This window comes from Pseudomonas sp. UBA1879 (genome assembly GCF_002338065.1).
Taxonomy (GTDB): Bacteria; Pseudomonadota; Gammaproteobacteria; order Pseudomonadales; family Pseudomonadaceae; genus Aquipseudomonas.
This window is the reverse complement of the sequence record NZ_DDHJ01000010.1, coordinates 224,058-244,725: the sequence shown is the minus strand read 5'-3', so window position 1 is coordinate 244,725 and position 20,668 is coordinate 224,058. Positions and strand designations below refer to the sequence as shown.

18 protein-coding genes are annotated in these 20,668 nt (G+C 61.9%); 9 read left to right on the top strand and 9 right to left on the bottom strand.

Annotated elements, in window-relative coordinates:
- Positions 1–102: 102 nt before the first annotated feature.
- The 3 genes from B3N48_RS10325 to B3N48_RS10315 form a co-directional block, all read right to left on the bottom strand.
- Positions 103–558 (bottom strand): hypothetical protein, encoded by a 456-nt coding sequence (locus tag B3N48_RS10325; protein ID WP_296182955.1) that lies wholly within the window; start codon positions 556–558, stop codon positions 103–105.
- Positions 542–1,231: a DUF6036 family nucleotidyltransferase gene (locus B3N48_RS10320; RefSeq protein WP_296182954.1), complete on the bottom strand. Its 690-nt coding sequence runs from the start codon at positions 1,229–1,231 to the stop codon at positions 542–544. Before B3N48_RS10320 ends, B3N48_RS10325 begins: the two co-directional genes overlap by 17 nt.
- 132 nt (positions 1,232–1,363) lie before the next feature.
- Positions 1,364–3,499, bottom strand: a complete 2,136-nt coding sequence (locus tag B3N48_RS10315) for a TonB-dependent siderophore receptor (RefSeq protein ID WP_296183079.1) — start codon at positions 3,497–3,499, stop codon at positions 1,364–1,366.
- 386 nt (positions 3,500–3,885) lie between these two features.
- On the opposite strand from B3N48_RS10315, the gene B3N48_RS10310 reads away from it, so the two are divergent.
- Positions 3,886–6,051, top strand: a complete 2,166-nt coding sequence (locus B3N48_RS10310; RefSeq protein WP_296182951.1) for an outer membrane assembly lipoprotein YfiO — start codon at positions 3,886–3,888, stop codon at positions 6,049–6,051.
- A complete protein-coding gene (locus B3N48_RS10305; RefSeq protein WP_296182947.1) occupies positions 6,051–6,773 on the top strand; it encodes a DUF3142 domain-containing protein in 723 nt (240 codons plus the stop codon). The genes B3N48_RS10310 and B3N48_RS10305 overlap by 1 nt, the downstream gene beginning before the upstream one ends.
- A gap of 350 nt (positions 6,774–7,123) precedes the next feature.
- Here the strand turns inward: B3N48_RS10305 and B3N48_RS10300 are convergent, their stop codons facing one another.
- From B3N48_RS10300 to B3N48_RS10290, 3 genes are read right to left on the bottom strand one after another with little or no spacing between them, the layout of a single operon-like run.
- On the bottom strand, positions 7,124–7,453 hold the full coding sequence (locus tag B3N48_RS10300; protein ID WP_296182946.1) for an AtuA-related protein: 330 nt from the start codon (positions 7,451–7,453) through the stop codon (positions 7,124–7,126).
- Positions 7,450–8,808 (bottom strand): acyclic terpene utilization AtuA family protein, encoded by a 1,359-nt coding sequence (locus B3N48_RS10295; RefSeq protein ID WP_296182944.1) that lies wholly within the window; start codon positions 8,806–8,808, stop codon positions 7,450–7,452. Before B3N48_RS10295 ends, B3N48_RS10300 begins: the two co-directional genes overlap by 4 nt.
- Positions 8,809–10,101, bottom strand: coding sequence for a CitMHS family transporter (locus B3N48_RS10290; RefSeq protein ID WP_296182941.1), 1,293 nt, complete (start codon positions 10,099–10,101; stop codon positions 8,809–8,811).
- A gap of 191 nt (positions 10,102–10,292) precedes the next feature.
- Here B3N48_RS10290 and B3N48_RS10285 point away from each other — a divergent pair, with 191 nt between their 5' ends.
- From B3N48_RS10285 to efeO (B3N48_RS10265), 5 genes are all read left to right on the top strand, one after another.
- Positions 10,293–11,183: a LysR family transcriptional regulator gene (locus tag B3N48_RS10285; RefSeq protein WP_296183076.1), complete on the top strand. Its 891-nt coding sequence runs from the start codon at positions 10,293–10,295 to the stop codon at positions 11,181–11,183.
- 345 nt (positions 11,184–11,528) lie between these two features.
- Entirely contained in the window at positions 11,529–12,398 is an 870-nt protein-coding gene (gene efeU, locus B3N48_RS10280) for an iron uptake transporter permease EfeU (RefSeq protein ID WP_296182938.1), read from the top strand.
- 8 nt (positions 12,399–12,406) lie between these two features.
- Positions 12,407–13,615, top strand: coding sequence for an iron uptake system protein EfeO (gene efeO / locus B3N48_RS10275; protein WP_296182936.1), 1,209 nt, complete (start codon positions 12,407–12,409; stop codon positions 13,613–13,615).
- A gap of 67 nt (positions 13,616–13,682) precedes the next feature.
- Positions 13,683–15,005 carry an iron uptake transporter deferrochelatase/peroxidase subunit gene (gene efeB / locus B3N48_RS10270; RefSeq protein ID WP_296183075.1) on the top strand — a complete coding sequence of 441 codons (1,323 nt, stop codon included), beginning with the start codon at positions 13,683–13,685 and terminating at the stop codon, positions 15,003–15,005.
- 27 nt (positions 15,006–15,032) lie between these two features.
- Positions 15,033–15,854 carry an iron uptake system protein EfeO gene (gene efeO / locus B3N48_RS10265; RefSeq protein ID WP_296182934.1) on the top strand — a complete coding sequence of 274 codons (822 nt, stop codon included), beginning with the start codon at positions 15,033–15,035 and terminating at the stop codon, positions 15,852–15,854.
- A gap of 90 nt (positions 15,855–15,944) precedes the next feature.
- On the opposite strand, the gene B3N48_RS10260 is transcribed toward efeO (B3N48_RS10265), so the two are convergent.
- From B3N48_RS10260 to B3N48_RS10250, 3 genes are all read right to left on the bottom strand, one after another.
- The gene (locus tag B3N48_RS10260; protein ID WP_296182931.1) at positions 15,945–16,715 is read right to left on the bottom strand and encodes a molybdopterin-dependent oxidoreductase; all 771 of its coding nucleotides are present in this window, start codon (positions 16,713–16,715) and stop codon (positions 15,945–15,947) included.
- The gene (locus B3N48_RS10255; protein ID WP_296182929.1) at positions 16,708–17,331 is read right to left on the bottom strand and encodes a cytochrome b/b6 domain-containing protein; all 624 of its coding nucleotides are present in this window, start codon (positions 17,329–17,331) and stop codon (positions 16,708–16,710) included. Before B3N48_RS10255 ends, B3N48_RS10260 begins: the two co-directional genes overlap by 8 nt.
- Positions 17,332–17,527: 196 nt before the next feature.
- Positions 17,528–18,133 carry a hypothetical protein gene (locus B3N48_RS10250; RefSeq protein WP_296183071.1) on the bottom strand — a complete coding sequence of 202 codons (606 nt, stop codon included), beginning with the start codon at positions 18,131–18,133 and terminating at the stop codon, positions 17,528–17,530.
- Positions 18,134–18,411: 278 nt separating this feature from the next.
- On the opposite strand from B3N48_RS10250, the gene B3N48_RS10245 reads away from it, so the two are divergent.
- Both B3N48_RS10245 and B3N48_RS10240 read left to right on the top strand, forming a co-directional pair.
- On the top strand, positions 18,412–19,107 hold the full coding sequence (locus B3N48_RS10245) for a heavy metal response regulator transcription factor (protein ID WP_296182926.1): 696 nt from the start codon (positions 18,412–18,414) through the stop codon (positions 19,105–19,107).
- On the top strand, positions 19,080–20,471 hold the full coding sequence (locus tag B3N48_RS10240; RefSeq protein ID WP_296182924.1) for a heavy metal sensor histidine kinase: 1,392 nt from the start codon (positions 19,080–19,082) through the stop codon (positions 20,469–20,471). Before B3N48_RS10245 ends, B3N48_RS10240 begins: the two co-directional genes overlap by 28 nt.
- Positions 20,472–20,668 lie beyond the last annotated feature (197 nt).

The window sequence follows — 20,668 nt, the reverse complement described above, 5'->3', positions numbered from 1 at the left end:
CGCTGGGGGACAGGCACCGCCCGGAGTAGACGTGCGCCGAAGGGGAATTTAACAAAGGTGGGGCGGACAAGCACTGGAATAACGCGAGCGCAGGGCGCGGGATTATTTGAAAGCGGTCAAGCGTGTGGCGGCGTAATGACGGGTTTGGTAGGGCAAAAGGATTTGGACTTTCAATCCAAGTCCCTCACTCAATCCCCAAGTGGCGGCCAGCTCATCACGCCGTTCGCGCAATCGCACCCCCGGTTGACGGTCGACCTGGTCATGGCTGCGATACCTGTAGAGCAACAATCTTAACGAATACAACGCTTCGGACGCCCGCTCGTCACTGAGGCATGTGAAGCGCGTGAGTCTCTCCATCAAATACCCGGCTCTGCGCACTCCAACCTCATCAGGGGAATGCGAGAGAAACAACCGAAGCTCCGACTCAAGACTTGATTGCTCGTACCAGATCTCGTGAGCAGCGCTGATCAACGCGCCGTCGTCGGCCTCGCTCAGGGGACTGCGGCTCAAGGCGTCCAGCGCTCGAGAAAGAATGTGGCGATCAGCAGGGTTCGCCATTGGGAGTCTCCAGATAATCCTCCAGGATATTCCTGAGGATCGAAGTCGGGGGTTCGTGATTGCCAACATAGCAATCAATCGCCTGTAGCGCCAAGCGCTCGAAATCTGAGGCGAGGATGAACCCGGTACGCAGTAGAGCGTATATATCACTGACGTCCTGATCGGTGCCGCGACCCAGTTTGGAAATCGCGACATCGACCGGCGAGGCAATCAAGACTTGTAAAGGAGAGTCGGCGCCGAATGAAACGAGTGGCACGCCGCGCTCCAGATAATCCTCATGCAAAGGCCCAAGGCACGCGCTGAAGTTGAGGTCGTAAGTCAGTTCCATGACACGACCACTGCCCTCTTCCTGAAACGCTTCTGGCAGCGCGGCCAATAGGCCACGCAAGTTGATGCTGGAGGGAATGGCTACATCGACGAACTCTGCATCCACGTCAGTCGACACCCGATGGCTCGTGTACAGGTGTACCGCACACCCGCCGAAAACCACGACGATGAGTGATCCTGGCGGCGAACGTTCAAATCTCAGTTCACTGTCCAGAGACCGAAACATCGCGATCAGCGCTTGGCCCAGCCCTGTATCACAATTCACTACCGCCGGCCTCACCTGTTCCGTGCCCTCATCCATCATTGCTAATGCTGCCTCGAAGAAATCCGGCCAGAAAATTAACAATGTGAAAACAAAACCGAAGTCAGCCGCAGGACAGACGTCACGTAGGGATTAACGAATAGCGATGAAGGCAATCAGGTTGGGTACTGCACAAGCCCTACAGCCAAGATGTCTAGCTGGTCGTAGGACTTCGCCTCAAAACGCCAACTTGGCCCGCGCCACCAACTGCCGTGGCTCACCAATGGAGATGGCCGGTGAGCCGAGGCCGCTGGCGGAGGTGTAGTACTTCTCGTCGAACATGTTTTTCAGGTTGAGTTGCAGGGTCAGGTCGCGGTCGTCGAACTTCATGTTGTAGGCGACGAAGGCGTCGGCGATTTTGGAGGACGGCAGGTGGTATTCGGTCCCGGCGCCGTCGTTCACGCCCCAACGGCTGGCGAAACGTGCGCCGGCGCCTGCGCGCAAATCACCGATGCCGACCTGGCCGAAGTCGCGGGTCAGGTAGAGGGCGCCGGTGTGTTTGGACACTCCGTCCAGCGGCTCGCCTTTGAGGATGGGGTCTTCCAGGACTTTGGTGTCGGTGTAGGCGTAGCTGCCGGTGAGGCTCCAGAATTCATTGATCTGACCGGTGATGTCGGCCTCCAGCCCTCGGGAACGCACCTCGCCCGAGACCCGCGTGCAGGTCTCGGCGCCGTTCACGCCGCAGGGCTCGCTGGTCTGCACGTTTTTCTTGTTGATGTTGAACAGCGCGACGGTGGCCGTGATGGCGTCGTTCTGAAACTTGGTGCCGATCTCGTAAGACTTGCCCTCTTCCGGCGGGAGGTCGCCAATCGGCGCGGCGATCGAGGTGTTCGGGCGGAACGATTCGGTGTAGCTGCCATACACCGACCAGTCCGGCTGGATCAGGTAAACCAGGCCCAACCGGGGCACGACTTTGCTGTCTTTGACGTCGGCACCCACCACGAACGGGCGGCCCTTGCCAGTCACTTCGTCAAAGGCGTCGTAGCGCAAACCGGCCTGGACGATCCACTGATCGTTCAAGTGCACGGCGTCCTGTACGAAGAAGGCGTGGGTGCGCAGGTGATCGGTCTGGTCGCTGTTTGGCGCGCTGACCACGCTCGGCTGCGGGGTCACGCCGTAGACCGGCGCGTTGTAGTTGAAATCGACCTTGTTGGCGCTGCGAAACAGGTCGCCGAGGTCGCGGTCGTTCTTCATGTAATCGGCGCCGAACAGCAGTTCATGGCGCACCTCGCCCCAGTACAGGTTGCCCAGCATGTTGACGGTGGCGGTGTGAGCGAATTGCACCGCATCGCGGGTGGCATCGCCGCGTCGGGTGACGGCGCCGGTGGTGTAGTTGGCCGAGATGAAACGGGACTGGTAGTCGTTGTAATAGTTGCGGCTGTAGGCGTAGCCGGTGCGCAGGGTCCACACGTCGTTGAGGCGATGATCCATGCGCAGATCGAGAGAATCGGCGCGGCCCGTCGTCACATTGAACGGCTCGTCCAGACGGCGGTTGCGCGGGATGTCCAGCACCTTGCCGGTCTTGGTGTTGATCTGCGTGCCCCGGTCGAACGGCACCGAATATTCCATGTGTTCGTAGGCCGCCGAGACCGTGGTGTCGTCACCGTACCAGGCCAGCGACGGCGCGATCACCGACTGGTCGATGCTGCCGAAATTGCGCCAGTAATCGTAGTTCTGCTGGTCGGCAATGACGCGGTAGGCCAGGCCATTTGTGCCGATCGGGCCGGTCAGGTCGATCTGCTCGCCGCCCCCGCCGAAGCTGCTGCCGAACGCAGAAATGGAATGGGCATCGACCAGTTGCGGCTTTTTGGTGACGACGTTGATCACACCGCCCGGGTCCTGTACGCCGTAGAGCATCGACGATGGCCCTTTCAGCACTTCGATGCGCTCGGTGGTCGGCGTGAAATTGCGCGCCCGCACCGACTGCATGCCGTCGCGCATGATCGAGTTGTCGCGGTTGGTGCCGAAGCCGCGCTTCTGAATGGCGTCCTGAGTGCCGCCCAGGGTGTTGCCCTGCTTCACGCCGCCGACGGCGTTGATCGCTTCGTCGAGGCTGTTCGGCTGGCGGTCTTCGAGGACCCGGTTGGTCACTACGTTCACGGTTTGCGGCACTTCCACCAGCGGGGTTTCGGTGCGGGTGGCGACCGAGGCCTGCCTCGCCTGATAGTGGATGCGACTGTGCTCGGTTTCGCTGATGTCGGTTTGGGACGTGGCGTCGATGTTGACCGCGTCCAACTGCATGTCGACGGCGCTGGCGAACGTGCTCAGGCCAAGGGAACACAGCAACGCCGTGACCGAACACACGCCCCGCACAGGAGGACGAAAGGCGGGCAAGGCAGGCACGGAAAAACCGGATTGAGCTGTCATGAACGGAGGCACCTACGGTGTCGTGAAGTGGAGGGAACACATCTGATTCTCACTACACGGATGCCAGCAGGATGTACCTCACATGTTTTTTGAAAATAATGGCCAAGTACGCGACTCGTCAGTGTGGAAGCCGGCTTGCTGACGAATGCGTGGAGTCGGCGACACTCCCGTAATCTGGCATGTCGCCTTCGTCAGCAAGCGGGCTGCTACAGCGCTAATCATCGTCGGCCAGACTGAGTACGTATCAAAGTGCCACCGATCCGCGTGTTAAAAACAATCTGTATCATTCGCCGCGCCCCCCTCTTTCTGCGTAGTGAAATCAAGGATTATTCATGCGTATCCGCTCGCTGACCCCTCTTGCGCTGATCATCGGCATCACCTTCTGCGGCTCCGCCCAGGCCAGCGGCGACGACTCCTGTTACCCCTCGTGGTCACTGCTGCGCGATTCACTGGACGTCTGCAACAACCTCGCCTTCCTCAGCCCCGCCAACGACAGCCGGGTGAACCTGCGATTGCTGCTCGCCGACCGCAAGGCGCTGGCGCTCAAGCCCAATGACTTGACCGACGATGAAATGGCCGAAGGTTTTGGCCCCGTGCCCTTCCCGGTGGCGCGTCTGGAAAGCTCAGCCGACGACGAGGATCAGGGCGACCACTCCAGCACCGCCGCGCTGGGCGAGCTGCTGGAGAAACTGGGCCTCAAACGCGACAGCCTCGACACCGCCGGCGACGCGTTTCTGCAAGGGGAAGGCAGCCGCTGCCGGAGCAACAGCGACGACAGCGCCACAGCGTTCATTCAGCACGTCGTCGACGCACCGCAACTGTCCGACGCCGAGCGTCAGTCCCTGGCCCGCGCGCGCATGCAGCTGTTGGAAACCTGCACCTGGGAAGGCGAAAAACAGGCGGCGCTGCTGCCTACGGACATTCAGTCGGCGAACGGCAAGGCGTTCCTGACCTACCTGCAAGCCGCGTCGGATTTCTACAGCGGGCGCTTTACGGCGGCAGAAACCGGCTTCGTCAGCCTGAGCGACAGTGCTCAGCCGTGGCTCAAGGAAACGGCGCTGTACATGGTCGCCCGCACCCGGCTCAACGATGCACAGAAAGACGCCTTCGACGAGTACGGCACGATGAAAGAGGGCCTCGACCCCGCGCCATTTGCCCAGGTCGCGGAGGCCTTCGACCATTACCTGAGCGCCTACCCCACCGGCGCCTACGCACAGTCCGCCAAGGGCCTGATGCGTCGGGTCCACTGGCTGTCGAAAGACCTGAATGCGCTGGCGCAGGACTATAACGCGCAGTTGACCAACGCCCATGACGATCAGCGCAACCTGCCACTGGACGGGTTGATTCAGGAGACCGACAACAAGCTGCTGATGCTCTTGGCTGACGCCACGCCTGCGACCCTGATCACCGCCACCCACGACCTGATGCTCATGCGGCCTGACACGCAAACGCCGCTGACCCGCGACGCCCTGCTGGCTCAGAAAACCCTCTTCGCCGAGCAACCGGCGATGTTCGATTACCTGCAGGCAGTGTTCGCGTTCTACCTCGATAAAAACCCGGCCGAGGCCCTGAAACACCTGCCCAAGGACATGCCTGCGACTCTCGACTATTTCGCCTTCAGTCAACAGACCCTGCGCGGTCTGGCGCTGGAAGCCACGGGAGATGTGAAAGGCGCGCAGAGCCTGTGGCTGAAACTGCTGCCGTTGGCGCAACAGCCGCTGCAACGGGAGCAGCTGGAACTGGCGCTGGCGATCAACTTCGAGCGCAACGGCCAATTGCCGAACGTGTTCGCCAGTGACTCACCCGTGCAGTCCGCGCAAGTGCGTCAGATCCTGCTGGGCAAGGCGGCCGATGCCTCTCTGCTGCGTCAGCAGATCGCTCAGGGCATCAGCGACAACGAGAAGGCCACGGCGCAGTTCGTGCTCCTTTATAAAGAGCTGCTGCACGGTCAGTACGCGCCGTTCGGCGACGACCTCAAGGCCCTGCCGGAAAAACCCGCCGACAGCAAACTCACCACGCAATTGGGCTACGTCTACGGCGACGGCCAGAGCCTGCAGCTGTTCCGCTGGAACGGCGCAAAGGCTGAATCAGGCTACGTCTGCCCTGCCATCGGCGAGATCGCCGCCGCCCTGCACGCCAACGCTAAAGACCCGAAAGGCCTGAACTGCCTCGGCGAGTTCATTCTGCGCAACGGTCTGGACAGCATGCCGCTGGATCAACGTCCATCGGTTTCACAACTCGGGGGCAGCGAGCCGGGCTTCAAGGGGGAGGCGTTCTCCCGTCTGGACGGCTATCAAACGGTGATCGCCGATGCCACGGCCGGGCGTGACGAGAAAGCCTACGCGTTATTCCGCGCGATCAACTGCTACGGGCCATCCGGCTACAACGGCTGCGGCGGCAAGGACGTCCCACAGCCGGTGCGCAAGGGGTGGTTCAAGCAATTGAAGAGCACCTACGCCAACACCATGTGGGGCAAGACGTTGCAGTATTACTGGTGATGAAAGCGCTGCGTCGGGCGTTGATCGGGCTGCTGTTCAGCGTTTTGACAGGGGGTTCGGCGTGGGCCTCGGTAGACGCCAGGGACTACGAGGCGTTCTGGCTGTGGAGCGGCGTCGCGTCACAGCCGGTGCTGGCGCGGGCGAAGACGTTGTATGTGTTGCAGGGGCAGATTTTCGCGCCCCGCCGAGACAAACAGCGGGTCGACTTCATCGCCCAAGGCATGAGCGTGAAGCGGCTGCCGTCGCAGGACCTGTGGATCGTCTACCGCGCCCACACCCTGCGCTGGCCTGAATCGGTGTATCGCCAGCTGTTCGGGCAGGTGGAGCGATGGCGGCAAGCGGGCAACGGGGTGACCGGCATTCAGATCGACTTCGACGCCCGCACCCGCTATTTGCAGGAGTACGTGACCTTCCTCAAAGACCTGCGCGAGCGCCTGCCTGCGCGATACAAGCTGAGCATCACGGGGCTGATGGACTGGAGCAGCAACGCCGACCCGGAAGCGATTGGGCAACTGAAAGGCGTGGTGGACGAGGTGGTGGTGCAGACCTACCAGGGCCAGCGCAGCATCCCCGACTACGCGGCGTACCTGCCACGGGTGAGCCGCATGGGGATGCCGTTCAAGGTGGGGTTGGTGCAAGGCGGAGAATGGGATGCGCCCGGGTACTTACAGAGCAGCCCCTGGTTTCGAGGGTATGTGGTGTTTTTGAGGAATACGCGGTAGACATCTGGGTCTACGCAGCTGGCGAAGAGGGTGTTTCAGGCGTAAGAGACTCAGCGACTGTGTCACCCTCCTCGCGGCCGTCGTGCCTCCGGCGGCTCCTACGAGGTCTGTGGTGTGTCGGGGAAGTGCAATCGACGCAGGTCCGGTGGGGGCCGGCTTGCTGGCGAAGACGGCGTTTGAGGCGAAAGGGATTCAGCGGCTGTACCGGCCTCTTAGCGGCCGTCGTGCCTCCGGCGGCTCCTACGGGGATTGCGGTGTGCAGCCGACGCACGTCCGGTGGGAGCCGGCTTGCTGGCGAAGGCGGTTTGCCAGCCAGCATAGAATCACCCACAACCGTGATCGCGTCCGGCTCAAGGTCCGCATGCAATTTCAATGTCCAGCAACGCGGCCCCCAACGCCTTGCCATGGGCATCCAGGGCCAGCGAGCGGGTTACGCCGCCTTTGAGAATCCCTGGCAAGACGAAATTCAACGCGTGCACATTGGGCAGTTCATAGCGCCGAACGCTCCCTGCTTTCAGATCAAGCAGCTCGGCAAAGTGCGCCGCCACCCGCTCGGCCGTCAGTTGTTCGACCAGTCGCAGGTAGTCGTCAGGATTGAACGCAATCACCGAAATGTTCGACGTATCGCCCTTGTCGCCGGTCCGGGAATGGGCCAGGTCACGCAATTTGACGATGCTCATGAAGCGTCCTCCAGATGAACCTGCGGCGTGATCGTCTCGCGGGGTAACAACAACGACGCCACCGCCACCACCTGACGCACGCTCTTGGTCGCCCCGCCGCCGCCGTAGGGCCCGTTGGTGTAGAGCGTCTCCACTTCATTGCCGACGCGCACGGCTTCGGATTTGTCGGCGCAGCGTGCGGCCACCCGCAGACGCACCTCCCAAGGCTCAGCCGAGGCCCGCGAGCCCAAATCCAGACCATGCAGCGAATCGACGCCGATCAGGTCGGCGCGCACGTCCTCGCACGCCACCCCGGTGATCTTCAACCGCCCCAGCACCACGTCCCGCGCCAATTGCGCCCGGGCCAGCGCGCCGGGGCCGCCGTAGGAAATCTGCCCCTCGCCAATCCATCCGTCGAGAAACCCTACCGATACTTTCAGCGTCTCGGGTCGAACGCGACCGGACGCCCCCTCGGCACGCACTTCGTTGGGCGCCACGACGTCAAAGGAAACAGCCGAAAAATCCGCCGTCACATCCGGAGTCAGGTAGGCGCTGGGGTCGTGCACCTCGTAGATCATCTGTTCAGCGCAAGTGGCCTTGTCGATGCGTCCGCCGGACCCTAAGACCTTGCTGATCACCGCCCTACCCTCGGCGTCGATCTCGGCCAGCGGAAAACCCAGCCGCGCCAGATCCGGCACGTCCTTCACGCCGGGGTCGGCGAAATAGCCCCCAGTGATCTGCCCCGCGCATTCCAGCAGGTGGCCGATCAACGTGCCGCGTCCCAGGCGTGCCCAGTCGTCGGGCGCCCAGCCAAACTCGAACAGTTGTGGCGCGAGGAACAGCGAGGGGTCAGCGACACGCCCGGTGATGACCACATCGGCGTCGGCCTTCAGCGCTTCGACGATGCCTTCAGCGCCCAGATAGGCGTTGGCAGAAATCAGCCGATCGCCCAATGCCCCGACCGTCGCGCCATTGTCCAGCAGCTGTTGAGGGTCCAACTGGGCGAGCACGTCGTCCCCGGTCAGCGCCGCGACTTTCAGGCCGTGTACACCTAACGCCGTCGCGATACGCCGCACCTCGTTCGCCGCCGATAACGGATTCGCTGCACCCATGTTGGTGATCACCCGCAAACGCTTTTGCCCCGGTTCACGCCCCCGCACCACGAACGGCAGGACGCGGCGCATGCGCTCGCTCAGCAGGGGGTCGTAACCGGCCTCAGGGTGCGACAGTCGAGCCTGTTGCGCGAGGGCGATGGTGCGCTCGGCCAGGCATTCGAACACCAGGTAATCCAGCGCGCCCTTTTCGGCCAGCTCTACAGCCGGCTCAATACGGTCACCGGAATAACCGGCGCCGGCGCCAATGCGTAAGGTCTTCATTCAAAACACTCCCAGCAGCAAGGCGGTGAGGGTCATCAGCACCGATGCGCCAAACAGAAACGGGATGGTGAAGCGCTGGTGGTCGGCCAGTTCGACCTTGCACAGCCCCACCAACAGAAAAGTCGCCGGGGTCAGCGGACTGACCGGGAAACCGGTGGTGTGCACGCCCAGCAACGACGCTTGAGCCACTTGCAGCGGGTCGACGCCCAGCGCGCGGCCGACTTCGGCGATCACCGGCATCACACCGAAATAGAATGAATCCGGGTCGAACAGCAGGCTCAGCGGCATGGACAGGAAGCCGACCATCATCGGGATCAGCTTGCCGTGGCCCGCCGGAATCTGCGCCACCGCGACCTCCGCCATGGCCTTGAGCATGCCGGTGCCTTGCATGATCCCGGTGAACACCCCCGCCGCGAGAAGAATGCTGGCCATGGTCAGCGCAGTCTTGGCGTGGGCATCGATACGCGCCCGTTGCGCATCGACATTGGGGTAGTTGATGCACAGCGCCAGCACGGTGCCGACCATGAACATCACCACCGGATCGACCCAGCCGGCGATCATCACCGCCATGACCACAACGGTCAGCAGCAGATTGAGCCAAAACAGGCGCGGGCGACGCAGCACCTCTTCCTGCTCGGTCAATACGCGCTCGGGCACCACATCGACGATGGCGCCAGCGCCCAGGCCGAGACGTTTTTCTTCGCGACGCCCCAGCAGCCAGGCGCTGATGAAAACAAACGCCAGACCGACGATCTGCACCGGAATCAGCGGCTGGAACAGTTCGGCCACTGGCACATGCAAAGCCGCCGACGAGCGCAGCACAGGGCCGGTCCACGGCAGGAAATTCACCCCCGCTGCCATCGCTGCGACACAGGCCAGAATCCGCCGATCGATCCCCAGGCGCGTGTACAGCGGCAGCATCGCCGGGATGGTCACCAGAAAGGTCACCGCCCCTGAACCGTCCAGATGCACCAGCAACGCCAGCAGCGCCGTGCCGACGACGATCCGCGTCGGCCGCGTGCCCACGGTGCGCAGGATGCGGTCGATGATCGGGTCGAGCATGCCTGCATCGGTCATCACCCCGAAAAACAGAATGGCGAACACGAACATGCCGACCACGGGGGCGACGTTTTTGATGCCGGTGATGATGAATCCGCTGGTTTGCAGACCGAAACCGCCGATGAGCGCGGCGATGATCGGCAAGGCGATCAGGGCAACCAGAGGCGAGAGGCGTTTGCTCATCACAGCCGCGAGCAAACAGAGAATGGTGATGACACCGAGGGTGGCGAGCATGGCGAGTCCTTGTCATCCCTGACCGGCGGGCGGCGGAACGAGCTGTTGTTGTTTTCATCGAGTATCGAAACGCGGATAAGCTTTGTAAATTGAAATGTTCGGCGCCTGACGTTCGGAAAAACAGAACGAAGCATCGACCGGCGAGCGCGCCGGAACGATCCGTCACGGCGATCAAATGGAGAAAAATGCCTTTGAAAAACTCGATCCAGCACATCCGCGCCTTTCTCGCCGTGGCCCACAGCGGCAGCTTCGCCAAAGCGGCCATCGAACTGAACCTCTCGCCGTCGGCCCTGACCGTGCAGATCCAGCAACTGGAGGAATGGCTGGGCGTCACCCTGCTGGAACGCAATCCTCGTCAGGTCAGCCTCACCGCCGCCGGGCAGAACAACCGCGGGCCGATGGAAAAACTGCTGCTGGATCTGGACAACATTGTCAGCGGCTCGCGGGACCTCGCAGCGTTGCGCCGAGGTGTGGTCACGGTGGCCGCCCTGCCCTCGCTGTGTTCCGGCGCCCTGCCACCGATCCTCAAGACCTTTCGCGAGCAGTTTCCCGGCGTTGAAGTGCGCCTGCGGGACGTGGTGGCGCAGCGCATCGATGCGCTGGTGCGGGAGGGCGAGGTGGATTTCGGGCTGGGAGTGCGGGCGCGCATGGGTCACGGCCTGGCGTTCGAGGTGGTGATGGTGGACCGCCTGAGCCTGTTTGTGCCCTTCGACCATCCGCTGGCGAAACGCAAGACGATCACACTGTCCGACATCGCCGCCGAGCCCATCATCCTCACCGGCCGCGACAGCAGCGTGCGCGAACGGGTCGAACAACTGTTCGCCGAAGAACGCCTGACCCTGACGCCGGGACTGGAAGCGAACTACATGTCCACGGTACTGGCCCTGGTGCGCCAGGGGCTGGGGATGACATTGCTACCGGAATCCGCCGACGAAGGTCGGGGTGATCTGGTGCAGGTGCAGGTCGAGCATGCGGGGGTGAATCGGGAGATTGGGCTCATCACCCGGACGGGAATCGGCATGAGTCCGGCGGCTGGAAAGTTCGTAGAAATGATGAAGAGGTCACTGACTCAGCAGATCTGATCTGTAGGAGCCGGCCTGCTGGCGAATACGGTGCATCCGTCACCACGGATGTATCAGGGTAATCGCATTCGTCGGATCGCCGCCCGCATCGATCCGGCTCCCACAATGAAGCCGTGTACACCAGAAATCCTGGAGCATGCAAAATCGCTTGCAGCTTATGGCTCGAAGCTCGCCACTGCTGCTCCGGCTGAACCCCACCTGAACACCTGCACAAATCCTAAAAATTGCAAAAAAACCAGTATGCGCATTCAATAATGAGTATCATTATGTTACACATTGCCTGAATGCGAATGGCTTGCGACCGCGTTCAGGCTGCATACCCTATCAGATTTACTCCGGTGATAAATGCTCGTTCCTTTTTTGATCATGTTGCGCGAAGGGATTGAAGCCGCGCTTATCGTAGGCATCATTGCCAGTTACCTCAGACAGACAGGCCGTGGCGAGTGGATGCCCGCTGTGTGGATCGGTGTTTTCCTGGCGGCCGCGCTGGCGCTGTTCGTAGGCGGTGGCCTGGAAATGGTCAGCGCCGAATTCCCGCAGAAACAGCAGGAGCTGTTTGAAGGCCTCGTCGGGTTGCTGGCGGTGGTGATCCTCAGCTCGATGGTTGTGTGGATGCGCAAGGTCGCGCGCTCGGTCAAACATGATCTGCACGAATCACTGGACGCCGCCCTCGCTGGCTCGAAAAACCAGACGTACGCGTTGATCGCCATGGTGTTCTTCGCCGTGGCCCGTGAAAGCCTGGAAACCGTGTTCTTCCTGCTCGCCGTGTTCCAGCAGAGCGAAGGCGCTTCCGGTCCACTGGGTGCGCTGTTCGGCCTGATCATCGCCGTCGCCATCGGCGTAGCTATTTATAAGGGCAGCCTGCGCCTGAACCTCAGCCGCTTCTTCCGTTACACCGGGCTGTTCATCCTGGTCGTGGCCGCCGGCATTCTCGCCAACTCCGTGCGTTCGTTGCATGAAGCCGGGGTCTGGAACCACTTCCAGGACGTGGTTTTTGACATCAGCGCGACCTTGCCGATGGACGGCCCGACCGGCTCGGTACTGGCCGGCATGTTCGGTTATCAGGATGCGCCGACCGTCAGCGTGCTGGTGGCGTACCTGGCCTATCTCGTCTTCGCGCTGTTCCTGTTCTTCAAGCCGCAGGCGCGGGTGGTGAGTTTGCCCACCCGCCCGGCCCATGAACACGGCCACTCTTCTTCAGTTCCGAATAAATAAGGGCAACCATGACCAGTCAGACCGGCCTTCCTCCCCAGAAAGCCAAGCCTAAACGCGCCCTGCAATTTGCCGTTGCAGGCTCGGTGCTGCTGATGATCGCTGCAGGCGCGATGTTCTATTTCGCCTCACAGGCCGCGCAGAAAAAACGCGTTGCCAACGGCGGCAATGAAACCGTGGTGACCATCAACGCCAAAAGCTGCGAACCGAACGAAATCACCGTGCCCGCAGGCAAGCACGCATTCCGCATCGTCAACGCCTCCGAGCGCGCCGTGGAATGGGAAATCCTCGACGGCGTGCTGGTGGTCGAAGAACGCGAAAACATCGTGCCGGGCCTGAGCCAGATCATTAACGCCAACCTACAGCCCGGCGATTACGCGATCACCTGTGGCCTGCTGAGCAACCCTCGCGGCGTGCTGCACGTGACCCCGACCGCCGAATCCGAAGCCGCCGCCAAGGCCCGTCCTTCGATGGTGGCGTTCATTGGCCCGTTGTCCGAATACCGCGTCTACCTCAGCACCCAGAGCAGCGCGCTGATCCGCGCCACGGCCGATCTGCAACAGGCCATTGACAGCGGCGACCTGGCCGCTGCGCAGAAAGCCTACGGCCCGGCCCGCGCTGCGTATCAGCGCATCGCCCCGGCCGCGCAGCGCTTGGCAGAGCTGGATAACGCGATCAACGCCCGCGCCGACTACTTCGAAAAACGCGAGCAGGACCCCGGCTTCAGCGGCTTCCACCGCCTGGAATTCGGCCTGTTCGCGCAAAAATCCCTGGACGGCCTGTCCCCGGTCGCGCAGAAGCTGCAAGCCGACCTCGCGACCCTGAAAACCCAGCTGCTGGCTCAGAGCATCGCCCCTGAGCAATTGGCAAGCATGGTCGTGCGCAGCATGCGCAGCCTGGCCGACATCCGCAGCAGCGGCGAAGAAGAGCGTTACAGCCACCTCGACGCCAGCGGTTTCGCCGCCAACCTGGAAGGCACGCGCAAAGTGGTCGACCTGTTGCGTCCGCTGCTGGCCAAGAACTGGGGCGACGTGCTGAAGAAGATCGACGACGCCAGCACGGCCCTCGACGACCAGTTGCTGATGCTCAAGACCGACAGCGGCTACACACCGTACGACCAGGTCAGCACCGAACAACGAAAACAGATAGCAGACAAGGCCAAGGCGCTGGCCGATGCACTCGATGGAATCGATCCGGCCCTCGGCCTCACCGGCCTGTAAGCGTGCCCTGGCGGGTGCCACCCTGCGCCCGCCCGGCCCTGAAACCCGAGCGAAGAAAGCCATTCACATGAAAGACTCCGATAAAACCAACGCCCCGATTTCCGCTGACCGCCGCCGTGTCCTGATGGGCCTTGGCGCGGCTGGCGCCGCCATCGCCGGTGCCAGCCTGACCGGCAACGCTCTGGCGGCCACCAACGCCCCGGCACAGGTGACCGAGGCTCCGAAGAGCGAAAAGACCCAGGACCACAACGAATTCCATGGCGTGCACCAGAGCGGTATCGTCACGCCGCGTCCTGCTGCCGGGATGATGGTCGCGTTCGACGTGCTGGCCCAGGACGCCGATGACCTGGAGCGTCTGTTCCGCACCCTCAACGAGCGCATCGCCTTCCTGATGACCGGCGGTGCCGTGCCTCAGGTCGACCCGAAACTGCCGCCTTTGGATTCCGGCATCCTTGGCCCGGTGGTCAGCCCGGACAACCTGACCATCACTGTCTCGGTCGGCGATTCACTGTTCGACGAGCGTTTTGGCCTTGAAGCAGTCAAGCCCAAGCGCCTGCAGCGCATGGTCGGTTTCCCCAACGACGCACTGGAAGCTGCGTGCTGCCATGGCGACCTGAGCATTCAGTTCTGCTCCAACGCCCCGGACAGCAACATTCACGCCCTGCGCGACATCGTGAAAAACCTGCCGGACTTGCTGTTGGTGCGCTGGAAACAGGAAGGCACCGTACCGGCCCAGGCCCCGCTCAAGCCGGGTCAACCGCCTGAGAGCGCGCGCAACTTCCTCGGTTTCCGCGATGGCTCGGCCAATCCGGATTCCAACAACCAGAAGACCATGAACGATGTGGTCTGGGTGCAAGCGGGCAGCGACGAGCCAGCGTGGGCCGCCAACGGCAGCTACCAGGCGGTGCGCGTCATCCGCAACCTGGTCGAGCGTTGGGACCGCACCCCGCTGCAGGAACAGGAAAGCATCATTGGCCGGGTCAAACCGACCGGCGCGCCAATGGACGGCAAGACCGAGACCGATGTTCCGGATTACGCCAAAGACCCTGAAGGCAAGCTCACCAAACTCGATGCTCATATCCGTCTGGCGAACCCGCGCACGGCCGAAAGCCAGCGCAACCTGATCCTGCGCCGCCCGTTCAACTATTCCAACGGCGTGATGAAGAACGGCCAGCTGGACATGGGCCTGTTGTTCATCTGCTACCAGCAGGACCTGGAAAAAGGCTTCATCACCGTGCAGACCCGGCTCAACGGCGAGCCGCTGGAGGAATACCTGAAGCCGGTCGGCGGCGGCTATTTCTTCACCCTGCCGGGGGTCAAGGACAAAAACGATTTCATCGGCCGGTCGCTGCTGGCTGCTGCCTCCGCTGTAAAAACAAAAACTGCCTGACAACCCTTACCTCACAGGAAGAGCTCCATGAAAAAGTCGCCTCTCGCGCTGTTGGTTACCCTTGGCTTGTTGCAGACCCCGTCCGTGTTCGCGGCGACGGCGCCACTGGACCTGGTGACCCCGGTGTCCGACTACAAAATCTACGTCACTGAAAACGTCGACAAGCTGGCCACCGATACCCAGCAGTTCACTGACGCGATCAAGAAAGGCGACCTGGCCACCGCCAAGAAGCTGTACCCGACCACCCGCGTGGCGTACGAGGCCATCGAGCCGATCGCCGAGCTGTTCGACGACCTCGACAAGTCGATTGACTCCCGCGAAGACGACCACGAGAAAGGCGTTGAAGCCGAAGACTTCACCGGTTTCCACCGTCTTGAGCACGCGCTGTTCGCCAAGAACACCACCAAAGGTCAGGAAGCCCTCGCCGACAAGCTGCTGGCTGACGTGAAAGACCTGCAATCGCGCATTGCCGACCTGACCTTCCCGCCCGAGAAAGTCGTGGGCGGTGCTGCTGCCCTGCTGGAAGAAGTCGCGGCGACCAAGATCTCTGGTGAAGAAGACCGTTACAGCCACACCGACCTGTATGACTTCCAGGGCAACGTAGACGGCGCGAAGAAGATCGTCGATCTGTTCAAGCCGCAGCTGGAGAAGTCGGACAAGGCGTTCGTGGCCAAAGTCGACAAGAACTTCGCGACCGTGGACAAGATCCTGGCGAAGTACAAAACCAAGGATGGCGGTTTCGAAACCTATGACAAGGTGAAGGAAAACGACCGCAAGGCCCTGACTGGCCCGGTCAACACCCTGGCGGAAGACCTGTCGCAAATGCGCGGCAAGCTCGGTTTGAACTGAGTTCAACGCGTAAAAAAACCGCCTGCCGATCACTCGGCAGGCGGTTTTTTTATGCGCGACACGCTCCTACAGATGAACCACGTCCAACCGTCAAATCCCGCTAAACCAGTTGTAGCCCTGATCCTCCCAATAGCCGCCCGGATAATCGTTGGTGACGAAAATCTCGACGATGTGCTTGGGATTCTTGAAGCCCAGTTTGGTCGGCACGCGGATGCGCAGGGGGTAGCCGTAGCTCGGGGGCAACGCGACCTCGCCAAAATCCAGCGCCAGCAGGGTTTGCGGGTGCAACGCCGTCGGCATGTCCAGACTCGAGTAGTAGCGGTCCGCGCATTTGAAGCCGACGAATTTGGCGGTAGTGTCCGCCCCGACATGCTCCAGGAAGGTCTTCAACGGCACGCCACCCCATTGCCCGATCGCACTCCAGCCTTCGACGCAGATCAGCCGGGTGATGTCGGTGCGCTGGGGCAGTTTGCGCAGGCCGTCGAGGGTCCAGGGGGCCTTGTCGCGGACCAGACCGGAGACACCCAGCTTCCAGTCCGCCACGTCCAGGTCGGGAATGTCATCTTCGCCGTAGAACGCGTTGAACGGGAACGGGTTGCGGATCTGTTCCTTGGCGAAAGTCGGCGCCAGCTTCTGACCGCTGAACAGCCAGGCCTGGACCCGGTCGTTGAAGCGCGACATGCTCCACAGCACCTTGTCCACCTGATCGCCGTCCTGCAGGTTGCAACCACTGAGCATGGCCATCGCGCCGACCGTCAGGCCACCCTTCAGGAAGTGTCGGCGTTGCAGGTTTTCCAACTGAATCTGTTGCGCCGGTTCCAGCTTGATGCGCTGGATCGCGCGTTTTTTTGGCTCAATCATGTTTGCCCTTCCCGCTTTCCATCACACGCGTGCCGCCGGTGATCATCGGCAACAGGGTTTTCGGTACCAACAGCACCAACGCCAGGTGCACCACGACAAACGCGCCAATGGCCGCCATCGCACCGAAATGCACGAAGCGCGCGAAATCGTACCCGCCGAACAGCGCGGTCAGTTCCTGCAATTGGATCGGTTTCCAGATCGCCAGCCCCGAAACCACAATCAACACACCGGCCGCCAGCACCAACCAATACATCAACCGTTGCACCGCGTTGTACACGCCCTTCTCATGCTTGAGGCGAAAACGCAGCGCGTCCAGCAAATCGCGTTTGACGGCGTTTGGCGTCACCGGCAGAAAGTCGCGTTTGAAGTGTTTGCTGAACACGCCGTACAACACGTAGATCAGACCGTTGATGACCAACAGCCACATCACTGCGAAGTGCCACGCCAACGCGCCGCCCAACCAACCGCCAAGGGTGAAATCACGAGGAAAGGAAAAACGGAACAGCGGCGAGGCGTTGTAGATGCCCCAGCCGCTCATAAACATGCAGACCATGCCGACGGCGTTGATCCAGTGCGTAAGGCGAATGGGCCAAGGGTGGATTCTGGTTTTTTTCATGGTGTGAGGCTCATCACGTGGGACTCAAAACTGCATTCAGAACCTGAAGCGCAGCAGTGCCTGGGCGTCAGCCTTCGCCAGCAAGCCGGCTCCCACAGTAGGGGTTCAGTCATCAGAATCGAAGACAACCCCGGCCCGTGGGAGCCGGCTTGCTGGCGAATGGGCAACGCGGTGCGGCAGGCACACCGCGATCACGTTACATCGGCGGCTGGAAGCCATCCTTGCCAACGGCTACGCCACGGGCGGTCTTACCGTCTTCAGCCGGGAACACCACGACTTTGGCGCCTTTGACCAGTTGCTCGGGCTTGCCAGCTTGAATGTAGGCGATTGGCACGTCATCCGGCACGACCAGCTGCTTTTCGCCGCCTTTGTAGCTGACGCTCAGGGTGTGGCCGTTAGTGCCGGTCAGTTTGCCGACGGTGCCGTTGGTCATGGTCCCGGTGCTGCCGTCAGCGTTCTGCCAGCCGTAGTGGCCTTCGCCGCTGCCTTTCAGGCTCGGTTCGAACACTGCCACTTCCAGCGCCTTCAGCGTGCCGTCGGCCTGTGGCGTGGCCGCCGAGCCGATGAAGCTGTCGGACTTGATCGACGCGATGTCACCCTTGGAGACCAGACGCACGCCGGTCTTGTCGGTAACGCTGATGCTCTGGTGGGCGCCAGCGCGGGTGGTGAAGTTCAGGGTGTTGTTCTCGAAGCTGTCGATGGTGCCGCGCACCGGCTTGACCACGGGCATGTCAGCGGCCGAGGCGATGACGGCGGCGCTCAGGGCGAGCAGGCCGAAGGTGGCAGACAGTGCATTCTTCATGTTCATCGTGACGTTCCTTGAGGGCAGTTGAATGAAGCGTAGTGCGTTTTGGTGACCGCCATACTCCGCCGGCAACCGGCACCGGACAATGACCGGGCGATGACATTTTTGTCATTCACGGCACGGCACCGCTCACAGCCTGATCCATGACAAAAATGTAACCGACCGCGGGTTGCCAGTTGGTTAAACTCCGCACACAACGCGGCATCCAGCCGTGTCGACGATTACCTGATGCACGTCCGCCCTGTCCCGACGACGTGAAGCGAGCCCTGCCCACGATGCACATTCTGCTCATCGAAGACGACACCAAAACCGGCGAGTACCTGAAAAAGGGCCTCAGCGAATCCGGCTATAAGGTGGACTGGACCCAGCACGGCGCCGACGGTTTGCACATGGCGCTGGAGCAGCGTTACGACCTGCTGGTGCTGGACGTGATGCTGCCGGGCATCGACGGCTGGCAGATCATCGAAGTGCTGCGCGCCAAACAGGACGTGCCGGTGCTGTTCCTGACCGCCCGCGACCAGTTGCAGGATCGTATCCGCGGGCTGGAGCTGGGCGCCGACGATTACCTGGTAAAACCGTTTTCCTTTACCGAACTGCTGCTGCGCATCCGCACGATTCTGCGTCGGGGCGTGGTGCGTGAGGCTGATCATTTCCACCTGGCGGATCTGGAACTGGACCTGCTGCGCCGCCGCGTCACCCGCCAGCAACAGGTGATCACCCTGACCAACAAGGAATTTGCCCTGCTGCACCTGTTGCTGCGCCGTGAGGGCGACGTGCTGTCCCGGGCGCAGATCGCCTCGGAAGTCTGGGACATGAACTTCGACAGCGACACCAACGTGGTCGATGTGGCGATCAAACGCCTGCGCAGCAAGATCGACCTGCCCTATCCGGTCAAGCTGATCCACACCGTGCGCGGCATCGGTTATGTGTGCGAGGTGCGGCCATGCGAGCCCGACGCCAGCCCTCTCTGACGCTGCGCTCGACCCTGGCGTTTGCTGTGGTGGCGATGTTGGCCGTGGCCGGTTCCGGCATGTACCTCTACGAAACCATGAAGGCTTCGGTCATGACCCGCAGCGACCACGCGGTGCTGGCGCGGCTCGATCACTTTCGCAAATTGCTGCACTACGACCTGACCCTCGACACCCTGCGCAGCAGCCCTCAGTTGTTCGAAAACATGCTGGACAGCGAGGACGATATTTTCGTGATCGGCGAGCCTGGCAAACCGCCGGTGATCAACGTCAATCCGCTGCTTGCGCCATTGCCGGAGATGCCGGTGATTGGCGCTGAACAACCGCTGGGCGCCGAAGACATGCGCAGTGGAATGGCAAGTGGGGAGGTGCCCATGCGGGCGGCCACGGTGGAAGCGCACTCCGGCGGCAAAATCGTGCACTTGACTGCGGCGCATCTGGCGGTCAAGGAGATGGCGACACTCGCCAACTTCCGCAATCGCATCCTGATCGCGATCGCGTTGGCGTTCGTGGTGACGGCCGGGTTGGGGTATCTGTTGTTGCGCCGAGGGCTGCGTCCATTACGCCGCATGGCCGATCACGCCGCCGCCATCACCCCGGCACGCCTCGACAGCCGCATGGACAGCCATGACACGCCGGTGGAACTGCAGCAGTTGAGCGATGCGTACAACGGCATGCTGGACCGCCTTGCCGACGGCTATCAGCGCCTGACCCAGTTTTCCGCCGACCTCGCCCATGAGATTCGCACGCCGGTGGGGTCGTTGATGGGGCATTGCCAAGTGGCGCTGCGACAACCACGCAGCGCCGATGAATATCAGATGCTGCTGGCTTCGAACCTGGAAGAATTGGAACGGATATCGCGCATGGTCGAGAGCATCCTGTTTCTCGCCCGTGCCGACGATGCCCAGGCCGCACTCAATCGACAGACGCTGAGCCTGGCCGATGAGGTGCAACGGGTGACGGGGTACTTTGAGGGGCTGGCCGAGGAACGGCAGATGACCTTCAGCGTTTCGGGTGAGGCCCGGGTCGACGCCGATCCGCTGTTGCTGCGCCGCGCCCTGAGTAATCTGGTGGCCAACGCCATTCGCTATGCCGATGAAAGCAGTGAGATCCAGATTCGGGTGATCGATGAACGTGGGCAACGGCGCATCGAGGTGGAAAATCAGGGGCCTGTGCTGAGCGAATCGGCCCTCGGCAAGCTGTTCGACCGCTTCTACCGCGCCGACGCCTCCCGCCACCAGAGCTCGGACTCCAACGGGTTGGGCCTGGCCATCGTCGCGGCAATCATGCAGTTGCATGGCGGTGACGTGGCGGTGAGTCAGCCAACACAGGGGCGGATCTGTTTCGCGCTGATTTTCCCGCGATAGCGGTAAGTGACGCATTGCCTGCAACAAGCTGGATGCATGCGCCCTGACACACCGCATGCGCAGGATTTGCTGCCGCTGCGCGCCAGGTCGCGGCCGTCGTGCCTCCGACATCTCCTACGGGCTTTGTGGTGTACAAGGGTTTGGTGATCACCTTGCTGCCGCATCGTGCACGTCTCCTGACACGCCGAATGCCTTGT